The sequence below is a fragment of the Variovorax sp. OK212 genome, assembly GCF_900112425.1.
Lineage (GTDB): Bacteria > Pseudomonadota > Gammaproteobacteria > Burkholderiales > Burkholderiaceae_C > Variovorax.
The window spans coordinates 1-14,100 of the sequence record NZ_FOLP01000021.1 but is presented as its reverse complement, the minus strand read 5'-3'; the positions used below and the strand labels follow the sequence as shown (position 1 = coordinate 14,100).

The following is a 14,100-nucleotide window of genomic DNA, read 5'->3' as shown; positions in this document are numbered from 1 at the left end:
TGGCCGCGCCCCACCATCACTCTGTCACTCTGTCACTCTGTCACTCTGTCACTCCGCGAGGTTGCGCATGACTTCCCTGCAATCGCGTCACATCGACAACGTCTATTCGATCGCCACCGGCGCGGCGCTGGCCGATCCGGCGCAGAGCCTGGTCCACAAGTCGTGGGCGCGCTGCGTGCGCGACCACGGGCTCGACCCGTCGAAGCCGAGCCCCGCGCGCATCCTGCCCGCGCAGGAGGTGCGCGCGCACCAGCAGCAGCTCGAGCACTTCCTGCTCGCGGCGCGCGCGGGCATGGAAGACATCTACCGCCGCGTGGCCGACCTGGGCTACATGGTGCTGCTGACCGATGCCGAGGGCATCACGGTCGACTACATCGGCAACCCCGCATGGGACGACCAGTTGCGCAAGGCGGGCCTGTACCTGGGCGCCGACTGGAACGAAGCGCATGCCGGCACCTGCGGCGTGGGCACCTGCCTGGTCGAGCGCCAGCCCATGACCTGCCACCAGACCGAGCATTTCGACGCCACGCACATCGCGCTGACCTGCACCACCGCGCCGCTGTTCGACCACAGCGGCAGGCTCACGGCCATCCTCGACGTGTCTGCGCTGCGCTCGCCCGAGGCCAAGGAGAGCCAGCACCTCGTGCGGCACCTTGTGTCGATGTACGCGCGGATGATCGAGGACGCCGATTTCCTGCGCAACTTCCGCGGCCACTGGATCCTGCGGCTGGGCAGTGCCTACGGCCTGGTCGACGTGGCGGGCGAGGTGATGCTGGCCTTCGACGACGGCGGCACGCTGGTGGGTTCCAACGGCGGCGCAAGGCTGGCCTTTGCCGGACGGGCGCTGAGCGGCGCGGTGTCGGAGCTGCTGCACATGCCGATGGATGCGGTCTGGCGCATCGGCAGCGGCGGCGCGGCGGCGATGCCTTTTGCGCACACGGTGCTGCTGCCCGGTGGCGGCGAGTACCACGCGTCGCTGCTGGCGCCGCGCGTGCGGCGTGCTTCGGCACCCTCACCGGCGCCCGCAAGCGCACGCCCTTCCGACCGCCTGCCGCCGCTGGAGCGCATCGCCGGCGACGACCCGGCCATGCAGAAGCTGCTCGCGCAGGCGCGCCGCCTGGTCGACCGCGGCATCCACGTGCTGGTCGAGGGCGAGACCGGCAGTGGCAAGGAAGTGCTGGCGCGCGCGCTGCACGGCGCCAGCAGCCGCGCCGCGATGCCCTTCGTGGCGGTGAACTGCGCGGCCATTCCCGATTCGCTGATCGAGAGCGAGCTGTTCGGCTACACGCCCGGCAGCTTCACGGGCGGGCGCGCCAAGGGCATGAAGGGCCTGATCGCGCAGGCCGACCGCGGCACGCTGTTCCTCGACGAGATCGGAGACATGCCGATGGCGCTGCAGACGCGGCTGCTGCGCGTGCTGTCCGAAGGCGAGGTGCTGCCGCTGGGGGCGGAGTCGCCGCAGCGGGTCGACATCGCGGTGGTGGCGGCCACGCACCGGCACCTGCCGGAGCTGGTGGCAGCCGGGCACTTTCGCGAAGACCTGTACTACCGGCTGTGCGGCGCGGTGCTGAAGCTGCCGCCATTGCGCGCGCGCAGCGACAGGCGCTACCTGATCGAAGGCATGTTCAACGAGGAAGCCGCGGCAATGGGGTCGGCGGCGCGGCTGTCGGCCGAGGCGATGCAGCAACTGCTGGCGCACGACTGGCCGGGCAACCTGCGGGAGCTGCGCAATGTGCTGCGGCTGGCGCTGGCGTTGTGCACCGATGGCGCGGTGGGGGCGGAAGATCTTCAGTTGCCGGTGCGGGCAAGCCACATTGCTTCGACCCGCGTTTCCGATGTGCCGTTCGACGTTGGCGACGACACCAGTGCCGCCGGCCTGATCGACCTGCTCAAGCGCCACCGCTGGCACGTGGCGCGCGCGGCCGACGAACTCGGCGTGAGCCGTGCCACGGTGTACCGCCACATGAAGCGCCACGGCATCGCGCCGCCGCGGCGGATGTCATCATGAGCGCCCCGAAAGAAATGCAGACAACACTCCGATGATCGACGCATCACAAATGCTCCCGCTGCTGGTCGAAGCCAGCCCCGGCTTCGCAGGCAGTTGGAAAGAGTTCGAGGCCGACTGCGCGGACGACTCGCAGCCTTCGTACTACATCGTGCTCGGCAGCTTCGCGCGGCACCTCTGCGACCTGCTCGCCCCGGGCGACGAAGCCGCCCTTCGCCGCGTGTTCGCCGTCGTGGAAAGGCTGCACATCGAAGGCGATTCGTACGTACAGGAAGCCGCCACGGTCGGCCTGCTCGAAGACATGCAGAACACAAACATGCACCGCAAGGACACGTTGCCAGAACAGTTCGAGCGGTTCCTGCTGCCCGAGAGCGCAAGGTGGTGGAAGAGGCTGCACGGCTTCTGGCGCGAGGGGCAGACGCTGGTCGGCGACTAGCGCGCTGCGACAGTTGTCTCGGCGCCGTCGCATGCGACATGCGACAACCCCGGAAGCTGCGACAAAACCCCGCCCAAGTCATTGATTTCCCGTGCCGCCCTCCACGGCACGAAAGCTGCGCAATGAACGCCGCGCCTCGCCGCGCATTCATCAACGACGCTACGGAGACATTCAATGACAGACCCGACCACCGGCCCGACCCGGGCCGCCGCCCAATGGCTCGCCGACTTTGCCGCCGCGCTGGCGCGCAGCGACATCGACGCGGCCGTCTCGCTGTTCGAGCCCGACGGCTTCTGGCGCGACCTTGTCGCGTTCACCTGGAACATCCGCACGCAGGAAGGCCCCGAGGCCATCCGCGCGATGCTGAAGGCGCGGCTGGCCGACACGCAGCCCACGGCCTTCGCGGTGGAAGGCGATGCGACCGAGGCCGACGGCGTGGTCGATGCGTGGTTCACGTTCGAGACGCGCGTGGCGCGCGGGCGCGGGCACCTGCGCCTTCGCAATGGCAAGGCCTGGACGCTGCTCACCACCATGACCGAGCTGAAGGGCTTCGAGGAAAAGACCGGTGACAACCGCGCCAAGGGCGCGGAGCACGGCGTGCACAAGGGCCGCAAGAACTGGCTCGAGAAGCGCCTCGACGAGCAAGCCGCGCTGGGCTACACAGAGCAGCCCGAGGTGGTGGTCATCGGCGGCGGCCAGGGCGGCATTGCGCTGGGCGCGCGGCTGCGGCGGCTGGGCGTGCCGACCATCATCGTGGAGCGCAATGCGAAGGCCGGCGATTCCTGGCGCAAGCGCTACAAGTCGCTGTGCCTGCACGACCCGGTCTGGTACGACCACCTGCCCTACATGCCCTTCCCCGACGACTGGCCGGTGTTCGCACCCAAGGACAAGATCGGCGACTGGCTGGAGATGTACACGAAGATCATGGAGCTCAACTACTGGAGTTCCACGAACGCGAAGAACGCGCGCTTCGACGAGGCCACGCAGCGCTGGGAAGTGACGGTCGAGCGTGAAGGCCAGACGGTGGTGCTGCGGCCGAGGCAGCTGGTGTTCGCGCTGGGCGTGTCGGGCTATCCGAACGTGCCGAAGGTGGCGGGCGCGGAGAACTTCAAGGGCGACCAGCACCACTCCAGCCAGCACCCCGGGCCCGAGGCCTACGCAGGCAAGAAGTGCGTGGTGCTGGGCTCGAACAACTCGGCGCACGACATCTGCGCGGCGCTGTGGGAGCACGGCGCGGACGTGACCATGGTGCAGCGCTCGTCCACCCACATCGCGCCCTCGCAGTCGCTGATGGAGCTGGCGCTGGGCGGGCTCTACTCCGAGCAGGCGGTGAAGGGCGGCATCGACCACCACAAGGCCGACCTGATCTTCGCGTCGGTGCCCTACAAGGTGATGCACACCTTCCACATCCCGGTGTACGACGAGATGAAGAAGCGCGACGCCGACCTGTACGCGCGGCTGGAGAAGGCGGGCTTCCTGCTGGACTTCGGGGTGGACGGCTCGGGGCTTTTCATGAAGTACCTGCGGCGCGGCTCGGGCTACTACATCGACGTGGGCGCCTCCGAGCTGGTGGCCAACGGCAGCATCCACCTGAAGAGCGGCGTGAACATCGAGCGGGTGAACGAACGCTCGGTGACGCTGACCGACGGCACCGAGCTGCCGGCCGACCTGCTGGTGTACGCCACGGGCTACGGCTCGATGAACGGCTGGCTCGCCGACCTGATCTCGCCCGAGATCGCCGACAAGGTCGGCAAGTGCTGGGGCCTGGGCTCCGACACGCCGAAGGACCCGGGGCCGTGGGAAGGCGAGCTGCGCAACATGTGGAAGCCCACGCAGGTCGACAACCTGTGGATCCACGGCGGCAACCTGCACCAGTCGCGGCACTACTCGCAGTTCCTGGCGCTGCAATTGAAGGCGCGCATGGAAGGGATCGATACGCCGGTGTATGAGCGGGCGGTGTCGCACCACACGCGCTGACCCGTGTGGTCCCCTCTCCCGCTTGCGGGAGAGGGTCAGGGTGAGGGGGGCCTTCGATGAGGCGCGGCGGTGGAGTGAAAGCCGCTGCCCTCACCCCCCGCCCTCTCCCCAAGGGGAGAGGGAGCAAGTCCGCGTCGCCGCGCTGACTCGGACCGAAGGGCGCAAGTCACTCGCTGATGAACCTGCGCAGCCCCTCCAGGTCGATCACGGTGATCCCCCCGTACTCGATGCGCAGGAACCCCGCCTCCTTCAACCGGTTCAGCGCCGCGTTGCACCGCTGGCGCGACACGCCCGACAGGTTCGCAATCTCCTCCTGCGAGGTCTGCAGGTGCGGCTCGCTGCCCGGATGCAGCCACGGGTGGAACAGCCCCGCCAGCGCACGCGCCACCTGGCTGTCGGCATCGAGCAGCCGGTGCGCCGCGTAGCTGCCCATGAACCAGTGCAGCCGCTCGTTGATCTGCTGCAGCAGGAAGTGGTCGAAGCCGCGCTGCGTGCGGTGCAGCCACTCGAAGGTCTCCAGCGGCAGCTGCGCCACGCGGCTCGTGCGCAGCGCGATGATGTCCGCCGAGCGCGGCAGCGCGCGCAGCAGCGTGCCCTCGCCGAACCAGCTGCCCACCGACAGCCCGCCCAGCGTCACCGCGCGCCCGTCGCTGGAGGTGATTGACCATTTCAGCAAGCCCTCCAGCGTGCCGTACCAGTGCGCGGGCGTGTCGCCGCGCCGGCACAGCGCGGCGCCGGCGGGCACCTCGACCTCGCGCATCTCGTCGAGCACGCGCTCGCCCGCCGCCACGTCGAGCAGCGGGAACCAGGCCGAGCCCTGCAGCAACTGCGCAACGGTCAGCGAGGCGTGTTGAAGGGGTGGCTTGGTCGTGGGCATGAACTGGCGGGCGCGCGTGGCAAGGGAGGAATTACGGCAGGTCCTTGACGCGCTGCAGCTCGGCCTGCGCTTCGCGCAGCTTGTCCTCGCGCCGCGCGACCTTGTCGGCATCGCCCTTGCGCCGGGCGTCGCGCAGTTCGCGCTCGCGGTCGGCCACCTTGCGCTCCTGGCTGCGCACGCGCTGGCGGTGCTCGGCGGCCAGCCTGGCGTCGCTGCAGTTGCGGCGCACTTCGGCCAGCGCCCGCTCCAGGCCGCGCACGCGCTGGGTCTGGCCGCCGGCCTTGGCCGCGTCGATGTCGCGCCCGATGGCGTCGCGCTTGGCGGCGCAGCTGGCGCTGGGGCCGGGCTGCGCGGCGGCCCAGTTGGAGGTGAGTGCGGCGGCGGCCACCAGGACGAGAGGCAATAACTTCATGCGTGCTCCTTTGCGCAACTTCGCGAGAGTGAAAAGGCAGGGGCAACTTTAGCTTCTGGCGCAGGTAAACCCTGCCCCCAAATGTCGTCGCGATGACTGAGTGCGACAGCGCCCCAAAAAATAATGGTGCGCCCCCACGGGCAAACATCCAGCCAGCCAGCCAGCCACCAGGAGCCCCCGACCATGTCGAAGCGCAAAGTGATCGTGACCATCGCCCCCACCGGCGGCATGGCGCACAAGTCGCAGAACCCCCACCTCCCCACCCAGCCCGCCGAGATCGCCGCCGACACGCTGCGCTGCTGGAACGCCGGCGCCAGCGTGGTGGCCATCCACGCGCGGCGCGCGGACGACGGCGCCACCTGCAACGCCGAGGTGTACCGCGACATCAACAGCCGCATCCGCGCGGGCGGCAGCGACATCGTCATCAACAACTCCACCGGCGGCGGCGTGCACGGCGACATGGTCAAGCCGCTGGCCGGCGACCGCTGGGAAATCGCGTGGGAAGAGCGCATCAAGGGCATGGACGCCGGCGCCGAGATGTGCACGCTGGACGCCACCACGCTCAACCTGAGCTTCGAGGGCAGGCAGATCCTGATGGACACGCCCATCACCCGCGGGCGCGAACTGGCCGCCGGCATGAAGGCGCGCGGGATCAAGCCCGAGTGGGAGGTGTTCAGTCCCACGCACATCCTGCAGGACACGACCACGCTGATCGAGGAAGGCCACGACGACGAGCCTTGGTTCATCAACCTGGTGATGAACGTGCACCGCAACTTCCAGAACGCGATGCCCTATTCGCCGCGCAACCTGCAGATGATGGTCGACACGCTGCCCAAGGGCGCGATCTTCGGCGTGAGCGGCATCGGCATGTCGCAGCTCGAGGCCAACGTGGCGGCGCTGCTGCTGGGCGGCCATGCGCGCGTGGGGCTGGAAGACAACCTGTACTTCCGCCACGGCGAGCTGGCCACCAACGTGCAGCTCACCGAGCGCATCGTGCGGGTGATCCGCGAGCTCGACATGGAAGTGGCCACGCCGGCCGAGGCGCGCCAGATCATGGGCCTGCCGCGCGTGGGCGGTCCGCGGCCCGAGTTCGCGCTGGGCTGAACGACACAAGAACCACACAAGAACCATAGCGAACGCAGACAAACCCCATGACCATTTCCCGCACCGCCCTGGCCCTCGCATCGGGTGCCGCCTTTACCGCATTCGCCCAGGGCGCCTCGGCCCAGGTGTCCGACGACGTGATCCGCATCGGCTTCATCAGCGACATGTCGGGCCTGTACCGCGACTACGACGGCCCGGCCGGCGCCGAGGCCATCCGCATGGCCATCGCCGACATGGGCGGCGCCATCAACGGCAAGAAGATCGAGCTGGTCACGGCCGACCACCAGAACAAGCCCGACATCGCCGCCGCCAAGGCGCGCGAGTGGTTCGACGTGCAGAAGGTCGACATGCTGATCGGCGGCGTCAACTCCGGCGCGGCCATTGCCATGGCGGGCGTGGCGGCCGACAAGAAGAAGCCGTACTTCGTGGTGGGCTCGGGCGCCTCGAGCCTCACCAACGAGTACTGCTCGCCCTACACGGTGCACTACGCCTACGACACGGTGGCCATGGCGCGCGGCACGGCAAGCGCGGTGGTCAAGGCCGGCGGCAAGAGCTGGTACTTCGTGGCGGCCGACTACGCCTTCGGCGCGGCGCTGCAGAACGACGCCACCAAGACCGTGCAGGCCAACGGCGGCACGGTGGCGGGCTCGGTGAAGCACCCGCTGGGCGCGAGCGATTTCTCGTCGTTCATGCTGCAGGCGCAAAGCTCCAAGGCGCAGGTGCTGGCGCTGGCCAACGCGGGCGGCGACACGGTGAACGCCATCAAGTCGGCGGCGGAGTTCGGCATCAGCAAGAACATGAAGCTGGCCGGCATGATCATCACCATCAACGACGTGCATGCGCTGGGCCTGAAGAACTCGCAGGGCATGTACCTCACCGACAGCTGGTACTGGAACCAGAGCCCCGAGTCGCGCGAGTGGGCGCGCCGCTTCTTCGACAAGCACAAGCGCATGCCCTCCTCCTTCCACGCCGGCGACTACTCGGCCGCGCTGCAGTACCTGCAGGCCGTGAAGGCCGCGGGCAGCGACGACGCCGACAAGGTGATGGCGCAATTGCGCAAGACCAAGTTCAATGACATGTTCGTCAAGGGCGGCTGGCTGCGCGACGACGGACTGATGGTGCACGACATGCACCTGATGCAGGTGAAGACCCCGGCCGAGTCGAAGGAGCCGTGGGACTACTACAAGGTGGTCGAGCCGATCCGCGGCGAGGCCGCATGGACAACCAAGGCGGAGAGCCGCTGCGCGCGGTGGAAATCGGCATGAGCAGTGCATCTTCTTCGAACGTGAAACGCGTGGCGGTGGTCGGCACCGGCGTGATCGGCGCGAGCTGGGTCGCGTACTTCCTGGCGCATGGGCTGGACGTGAACGCGACCGACCCTTCTCCCGGCGCGCAAGAACGCCTGCGCGCCGCGGTGGCGCAGCACTGGCCGACGCTGGAGCGCTTCGGGCTGGCCGAGGGCGCCTCGCTCGACCGGCTGCGCTTTCACGACAGCCTGGAAGACGCCGTGTCGGTGGCCGACTTCGTGCAGGAGAACGGCCCCGAGCGCATGGACTTCAAGATCGACCTGTTCCGCCGCATGGACGCGGCGGCGCCGCCGGACACCATTCTTGCGTCGAGCTCGTCGGGCCTGGCCATCAGCGGCGTGCAGTCGGGCTGCGCGCACCCGCAGCGCGTGGTGCTGGGGCATCCGTTCAACCCGCCGCACCTGATTCCGCTGGTGGAAGTGATCGGCGGCGAGCAGACCTCGGCCGACGCCATCGAGCGCGCCATGGCGTTCTACGCGGCCATCGGCAAACGGCCGATCCATGTGAAGCGCGAGGTCAAGGGACACATCGCGAACCGGCTGCAGGCGGCCCTGTGGCGCGAGGCCTTTCACCTGGTGAACGAAGGCGTGGCGAGCGTGGCAGACATCGACACCGCCATCGCGCACGGCCCCGGCCTGCGCTGGGCGGTGATGGGGCCTTTCATGAACCTGCACCTGTCGGGTGGCGCGGGCGGCATCGAGCATGTGCTCGCGCACCTGGGCGGGCCGATAGAAGACTGGTGGAAGGACCTGGGCGCGCCGCTGATGACGGCTGAACTCAAGCAGAAGGTGAAGGAAGGCGTCGACGATGAGCTGGGTCAACGCCGCACAGCCGACCTCGAAGCCGCCCGCGACACCCTGCTGTTAAACCTGATTCGCGCGAAGGCCGATAGCGGCAAGCTCGACTGAAAGGGCTGTGGGGAATCGGGTGTCCTGTTCGGGGTGCGATCACGCCGACGGGGGACATTCTCGGAGGGGAGTACCCGGTGTCCCGTGCACGCGCCCCGAACAAAAACGGAACATAAACATGACCGACTTCCTCCTCGATGAAAGCCTGATCGCCCCGCCCCGCACGGTGCGCATCGACTTCGACGACGGCTCCTTCGCGCTGCGCTCGCCGATGGCGCTGAAGCCCTATGCCCGCTGCATCGGCGAATGGCTGGAGCGCTGGGCCCATGAAACGCCCGACGCGCTGGCTTTTGCCGAACGCGACGAGACCGGCGAAGGCTGGCGCAAGCTCGACTACCGCGCGCTGCGCCGGGCGGTCGGCGCGGTGGCGCAGGCGCTGCTGGACATGAACCTGCCCGCGGGCCGGCCGGTGGTGATCCTCTCGGACAACGCCATCGACCATGCGGTGCTGATGCTGGCCACCATGCACATCGGCCGCACCGCGTGCTCGCTGTCGAGCGCCTACTCGCGCATGGCCAAGGACCCGTCGCGCCTGCACGGCATGCTGCAGGCGCTGCAGCCGGGCCTGGTCTACGCGTCGGACGCCAAGGTGTACGGCGCCTCGCTCGCGGGCTGCGGCGTGCAAGCCGTCGCGGTGTTCAGCCGCAACGCCGACGCGCACCCGGGCGCGGTGCCATTCGACCGCCTGCTCGCCACCGAGGAAACACCCGCCGTCATGCAGGCCTTCGCCGGCGTGCTGCCCGACACGCACGCCAAGTACCTGCTGACCTCGGGCTCCACCGGCAAGCCCAAGGTGGTGATCAACACGCACCGCATGCTGTGCGCCAACCAGCAGATGATGGCGCAGACCTGGCGCTTCCTCGCGCAGGAGAAGCCGGTGCTGGTCGACTGGCTGCCGTGGAGCCACACCTTCGGCGCCAACCACAACCTGCACATGGTGCTGTGCCATGGTGGCGCGCTGTACATCGACGAGGGCCGGCCCGCGCCGGGCCTGATCGAGAAGACGGTGCGCAACCTGCGCGAGGTGAAGCCCACGCTGCTGTTCAACGTGCCGCGCGGTTTCGACATGCTGCTGCCCTTCCTGGAAGCCGACGACGCGCTGGCCGCCGAAGTGTTCTCGCGGCTGCGGCTGGCCTTCTACGCGGCGGCGGCGCTGGCGCCCTCCACGTGGCAGCGGCTCGAAGCGGTGGCCCAACGCGTGCGGCCCACGCGCCCGCTGTGGCTCACCACCTCGTGGGGCGCGACCGAGACCTCGCCCGCCATCACCTCCGCGCACTGGAAGCTCGACGGCGCCGGCTGCATCGGCGCGCCGCTGCCGGGGCTGGAGCTGAAGTTCGTGCCCAACGGCGAGAAGCTGGAGATGCGCGTGAAGGGCGTCTCGGTGTTCCCGGGCTACCGCGATGCGCCGCGCGAAACGGCCGCGGCCTTCGACGAAGAGGGCTACTACCGCATCGGCGACGCGGGCTTCCTCGCGAACCCGGGCGAGCCGGCGCACGGCGTGATCTTCAACGGCCGCGTGGCGGAAGATTTCAAGCTCTCCACCGGCACCTGGGTGTCGGTGGGCACGCTGCGCGTGAAGCTGGTGTCGCTGCTGGCGCCGCATGCGCAGGACGTGGTGCTCACGGGCCACGACCGCGACGAGATCGGCATGCTGGTGTTCCCCAGCCCGCAGGCGGCGGCGCTGTCGCCCGAGGCCATGGGCGAGCGCATTGCCGGCGTGCTGCGCGCGCTGCGCGACGAAGGCGCGGGCTCCTCGCAGTGCCCGGCCTGCGCGCTGGTGCTGGCCGAGCCGCCGAACCTCGACGCGGGCGAGATCACCGACAAGGGCTACATCAACCAGCGCGCGGTGCTCACGCGGCGCGCGGCCGAAGTGGCGCGGCTGCACGCACGCACGCCCGCCGACGCGCAGGTGGTGCGGCCCTGAACACCGAACGCTGAACCCAGAACCCAGAACCCAGAACCCAGAACCCAGAACCCCGGAGGCATGACCATGCAGCACGTGAACTACGAAGCCGAAGACACCGTCTGCACGATCACGCTGAACCGCGCGGAGAAACGCAATGCCGTCAATGGCCCGATGGCCGCCGCGCTGCGCGAAGCCTTCGAGCGCTTCGAGGCCGACGACGCGCTGCGCGTGGCGGTGCTCACCGGCGCGGGCGGCCACTTCTGCGCGGGCGCCGACCTGGCCGCCGTGAGCGACCCCGCGCAGCGCAACGCGCTCGACCCCGAAGGCGGCGCCGACGCGCCGATGGGGCCGACGCGCATGGCGCTGTCGAAGCCGCTGATTGCCGCCATCGCCGGCCATGCGGTGGCCGGCGGGCTCGAGCTGGCGCTGCTGGCCGACCTGCGCGTGGCCGACGACGACGCGGTGCTCGGCGTGTTCTGCCGCCGCTGGGGCGTGCCCCTGATCGACGGCGGCACGGTGCGCCTGCCGCGCATCGTCGGCATGGCGCGCGCGCTCGACATGATCCTCACGGGCCGGCCGGTGGGCGCGGCGGAAGCACTGGCCATGGGCCTGGTGAACCGCACCACGCCGCCCGGTGGCGCGCTCGCGGCCGCGCAGCAGCTGGCGCGCGAGATCGCCGCGTTTCCGCAGCAGTGCATGCGGGCCGACCGCGCGTCGGCCTACGCCCAGTGGGACCTGCCGCTGGCCGAGGCGCTGCGCAACGAAGGCGTGCACGGCGTGCCGATCGTGTTTGCCGAAGGCGAACGCGGCGCGGCGCGCTTTGCCGCGGGCGCAGGACGCCACGGCGACTTCACGGTCAGTCGCTGACGCGCTTGCGCAGCGCTAGGCGCAACGCCTTCGCGAAACGCGGGTCGGCCATGGCGCCGACGTTGAAGCGCGACCAGCGCGAGACCTGCGTCGAATCGGCGTTGAAGATGCGCCCCGGCGCCATCACGATCTTGCGCGGCAGCAGCTCCTTGGCGAAGGCCAGCGAATCGGCCACGCCGGGCAGCGCCGCCCACACGTAGAGCGACTGCGGCGTGCGCGCGAACACCTCGGCGTCGACCGACTCGAACAGCTTGATCGCGTTGCGCGTGGCTTCGCCCAGCCGCGTCTGCAGGCGGTTCAGGTGCCGCTGGTAGTGGCCCTCGCTCAGGATGACGTCCACCGTGCGCTCGCAGTACTCCGAGCTGCTCACGTGGATCAGCGCCTTCAGGTCGGCCAGGTCGCTCGCCAGGTCGGCGCCGCAGGCGATGAAGCCCACGCGCAGCGCCGCCGAGAACGACTTGGAGAAGCTGCCGATGTAGATGGTGCGCTCCAGCTGGTCGAGCGCGGCCAGGCGCGGCAATGAGGTGGGCTTGAAGTCGGCCAGCGGGTCGTTCTCGACGATCAGCAGGTCGTGCTTCTGCGCGAGCTGCAGCACACGGAAGGCCTTGGCCGGCGAGATGTCGGAGCCCGTGGGGTTGTGCGCGATCGACTGCGTGAAGAACAGGCGCGGGCGCTCGGCCACGAGAAGGCGCTCCAGCGCCTCGAGGTCGGGCCCGTCGGCCAGCCGCGGCACAGCCAGCATCTGCGCGCCCGCGAGCTTGAGCTTGCCGAACAGCGGGTAGTAGCCCGGGTCGTCCACCAGCACCTTGCCGCCGGGCGGCACGAAGTAGCGGATGACGATGTCCATCGCCTCGTTGGCGCCGTGCGTGAGCACGATCTGCCGCGGCTCGGCGCCGATGCCGAAGTCGGCCAGCTTGCGCACCAGGTGGTCGCGCAGCGGCGCATAGCCGAAGCGGCTGCCGTAGCGGAACAGCGCGCCGAGCCCCGTACGGACCACCTTGGGGTGGTACTTGTCCAGCCGCACGTCGGCCAGCCATTCGACCGGCGGAAAGCCGTCGCCCACCGCAACCGCGTCGGGCTGCGTCTTGAGCTGCTCGCGCATGAGCCACACGATGTCCATCGCGCGGCCGAGGCTGCCGGCGTCTTCCTCGGCCGGCTTCGCGGCCTTGTGTTGCGCCAGCACGAAGTAGCCCGAGCCGCGCCGCGGTTCGACCAGCCCGCGCGAGACCAGCAGCTCGAAGGCGGCCACCACGGTGTTCTTCGCGTAGTTGTGCAGCTGGGCCAGTTCGCGCAGCGAGGGCAGCTTGTCGCCGGCCTTGTAGGCGCCGCTGGCGATCTGTCGTTCGAGGGTGCTGGCGAGCGAATCGGCGATGGTCGTCATGGGTTTCGACTGTGACACAGCACCCGCCCGATGCGGGTGACTGTCCGCACTGTCCCGCCAAACTGTGCCTTCCGCCAGCGGTACAGCTGGCCTAAATTGCCTGCTCCCGGATCCTCCCGCCCCCGAACCCTCCTGAAGAGACACGCAACGATGGTCGCCGACTCCCGCATTCCCAACTTCCGCGCGCTGACACCCGCCCAGCGCTTCGAACACATCGCGCGCGCCGCCTCGCTCACCGCCGACGAGGTGGCGCTGCTCGCCGCGCCCGGCGCACTGAGCGTGGAGCGCGCCAACGGCATGGTCGAGAACGTCATCGGCACCTTCGAGCTGCCGCTGGGCGTGGCCGGCAACTTCCTGGTGAACGGGCGCGAGTACCTCGTGCCGATGGTGGTGGAAGAGCCGTCGGTGGTGGCCGCCGCCTCCTTCATGGCCAAGCTGGCGCGCGAGGGCGGCGGCTTCGATGCCTCCAGCACCGGCCCGATCATGCGGGCCCAGGTGCAGGTGCTCGGCGTGACCGACCCGTACGGCGCGCGCCAAGCGCTGCTGCGCGCGCGCGACCAGATCCTGGAAGTGGCCAACAGCCGCGACAAGGTGCTGATCGGCCTGGGTGGCGGCTGCCGCGACGTCGAGGTGCACGTGTTCCCCGACACGCCGCGCGGCCCGATGATCGTGATGCACCTGATCGTGGACGTGCGCGACGCCATGGGCGCGAACACCGTCAACACCATGGCCGAGTCGGTCTCGCCGCTGGTCGAAAAACTCACCGGCGGCACGGTGCGCCTGCGCATCCTGTCGAACCTGGCCGACCTGCGGCTGGCGCGGGCCCGCGTGCGGCTCACGCCCGCGGTGCTGAAGACGGCGCAGCGCAGCGGCGAGGAGATCGTCGAAGGCGTGCTCGACGCCTACACCTTCGCGGCCGT

11 protein-coding genes and 1 pseudogene are annotated in these 14,100 nt (G+C 69.4%); 9 read left to right on the top strand and 3 right to left on the bottom strand.

Annotated features, from left to right (window positions below; genetic code table 11):
- Positions 1 to 67 precede the first annotated feature (67 nt).
- The 3 genes from BM004_RS33810 (at position 68) to BM004_RS33800 (ending at position 4,418) form a co-directional block, all read left to right on the top strand.
- Positions 68 to 2,008, top strand: a complete 1,941-nt coding sequence (locus BM004_RS33810; RefSeq protein WP_093220075.1) for a sigma-54-dependent Fis family transcriptional regulator — start codon at positions 68 to 70, stop codon at positions 2,006 to 2,008.
- 31 nt (positions 2,009 to 2,039) lie between these two features.
- Positions 2,040 to 2,441, top strand: a complete 402-nt coding sequence (locus BM004_RS33805) for a DUF7674 family protein (RefSeq protein ID WP_093220072.1) — start codon at positions 2,040 to 2,042, stop codon at positions 2,439 to 2,441.
- 174 nt (positions 2,442 to 2,615) lie between these two features.
- A complete protein-coding gene (locus BM004_RS33800) occupies positions 2,616 to 4,418 on the top strand; it encodes an NAD(P)/FAD-dependent oxidoreductase (protein WP_093220070.1) in 1,803 nt (600 codons plus the stop codon).
- A 166-nt stretch (positions 4,419 to 4,584) separates the two neighbouring features.
- On the opposite strand, the gene BM004_RS33795 is transcribed toward BM004_RS33800, so the two are convergent.
- Positions 4,585 to 5,295, bottom strand: coding sequence for a Crp/Fnr family transcriptional regulator (locus tag BM004_RS33795; RefSeq protein WP_093134496.1), 711 nt, complete (start codon positions 5,293 to 5,295; stop codon positions 4,585 to 4,587).
- Between the two features lie 31 nt (positions 5,296 to 5,326).
- Positions 5,327 to 5,707, bottom strand: coding sequence for a DUF1090 domain-containing protein (locus tag BM004_RS33790; RefSeq protein ID WP_093220067.1), 381 nt, complete (start codon positions 5,705 to 5,707; stop codon positions 5,327 to 5,329).
- A gap of 183 nt (positions 5,708 to 5,890) precedes the next feature.
- Between BM004_RS33790 and BM004_RS33785 the strand changes: the two genes are divergently transcribed.
- From BM004_RS33785 to BM004_RS33765, 5 genes are all read left to right on the top strand, one after another.
- Positions 5,891 to 6,811, top strand: coding sequence for a beta-keto acid cleavage family enzyme (locus tag BM004_RS33785; protein ID WP_093134491.1), 921 nt, complete (start codon positions 5,891 to 5,893; stop codon positions 6,809 to 6,811).
- A gap of 47 nt (positions 6,812 to 6,858) precedes the next feature.
- A complete protein-coding gene (locus BM004_RS33780; protein ID WP_093220064.1) occupies positions 6,859 to 8,076 on the top strand; it encodes an ABC transporter substrate-binding protein in 1,218 nt (405 codons plus the stop codon).
- On the top strand, positions 8,073 to 9,026 hold the full coding sequence (locus BM004_RS33775) for a 3-hydroxyacyl-CoA dehydrogenase NAD-binding domain-containing protein (protein WP_093220223.1): 954 nt from the start codon (positions 8,073 to 8,075) through the stop codon (positions 9,024 to 9,026). The genes BM004_RS33780 and BM004_RS33775 overlap by 4 nt, the downstream gene beginning before the upstream one ends.
- A gap of 118 nt (positions 9,027 to 9,144) precedes the next feature.
- Positions 9,145 to 10,950: a feruloyl-CoA synthase gene (locus tag BM004_RS33770; RefSeq protein ID WP_177206696.1), complete on the top strand. Its 1,806-nt coding sequence runs from the start codon at positions 9,145 to 9,147 to the stop codon at positions 10,948 to 10,950.
- A 66-nt stretch (positions 10,951 to 11,016) separates the two neighbouring features.
- Entirely contained in the window at positions 11,017 to 11,799 is a 783-nt protein-coding gene (locus BM004_RS33765) for a crotonase/enoyl-CoA hydratase family protein (RefSeq protein WP_093134719.1), read from the top strand.
- Here BM004_RS33765 and BM004_RS33760 read toward each other — a convergent pair.
- Entirely contained in the window at positions 11,789 to 13,180 is a 1,392-nt protein-coding gene (locus BM004_RS33760) for an aminotransferase-like domain-containing protein (RefSeq protein WP_093134485.1), read from the bottom strand. The genes BM004_RS33765 and BM004_RS33760 overlap by 11 nt on opposite strands.
- 150 nt (positions 13,181 to 13,330) lie before the next feature.
- Here BM004_RS33760 and BM004_RS33755 point away from each other — a divergent pair.
- Positions 13,331 to 14,100 (top strand): annotated as a pseudogene (locus BM004_RS33755) (3-hydroxy-3-methylglutaryl-CoA reductase); the annotation flags it as partial.

Excerpts from the sequence above, each read along its gene's own strand:
- BM004_RS33810 (WP_093220075.1), top strand. The coding sequence starts at position 68 with ATGACTTCCCTGCAATCGCGTCACATCGACAACGTCTATTCGATCGCC.
- BM004_RS33805 (WP_093220072.1), top strand. The coding sequence starts at position 2,040 with ATGATCGACGCATCACAAATGCTCCCGCTGCTGGTCGAAGCCAGCCCC.
- BM004_RS33800 (WP_093220070.1), top strand. The coding sequence starts at position 2,616 with ATGACAGACCCGACCACCGGCCCGACCCGGGCCGCCGCCCAATGGCTC.
- BM004_RS33795 (WP_093134496.1), bottom strand. The coding sequence starts at position 5,295 with ATGCCCACGACCAAGCCACCCCTTCAACACGCCTCGCTGACCGTTGCG.
- BM004_RS33790 (WP_093220067.1), bottom strand. The coding sequence starts at position 5,707 with ATGAAGTTATTGCCTCTCGTCCTGGTGGCCGCCGCCGCACTCACCTCC.
- BM004_RS33785 (WP_093134491.1), top strand. The coding sequence starts at position 5,891 with ATGTCGAAGCGCAAAGTGATCGTGACCATCGCCCCCACCGGCGGCATG.
- BM004_RS33780 (WP_093220064.1), top strand. The coding sequence starts at position 6,859 with ATGACCATTTCCCGCACCGCCCTGGCCCTCGCATCGGGTGCCGCCTTT.
- BM004_RS33775 (WP_093220223.1), top strand. The coding sequence starts at position 8,073 with ATGAGCAGTGCATCTTCTTCGAACGTGAAACGCGTGGCGGTGGTCGGC.
- BM004_RS33770 (WP_177206696.1), top strand. The coding sequence starts at position 9,145 with ATGACCGACTTCCTCCTCGATGAAAGCCTGATCGCCCCGCCCCGCACG.
- BM004_RS33765 (WP_093134719.1), top strand. The coding sequence starts at position 11,017 with ATGCAGCACGTGAACTACGAAGCCGAAGACACCGTCTGCACGATCACG.
- BM004_RS33760 (WP_093134485.1), bottom strand. The coding sequence starts at position 13,180 with ATGACGACCATCGCCGATTCGCTCGCCAGCACCCTCGAACGACAGATC.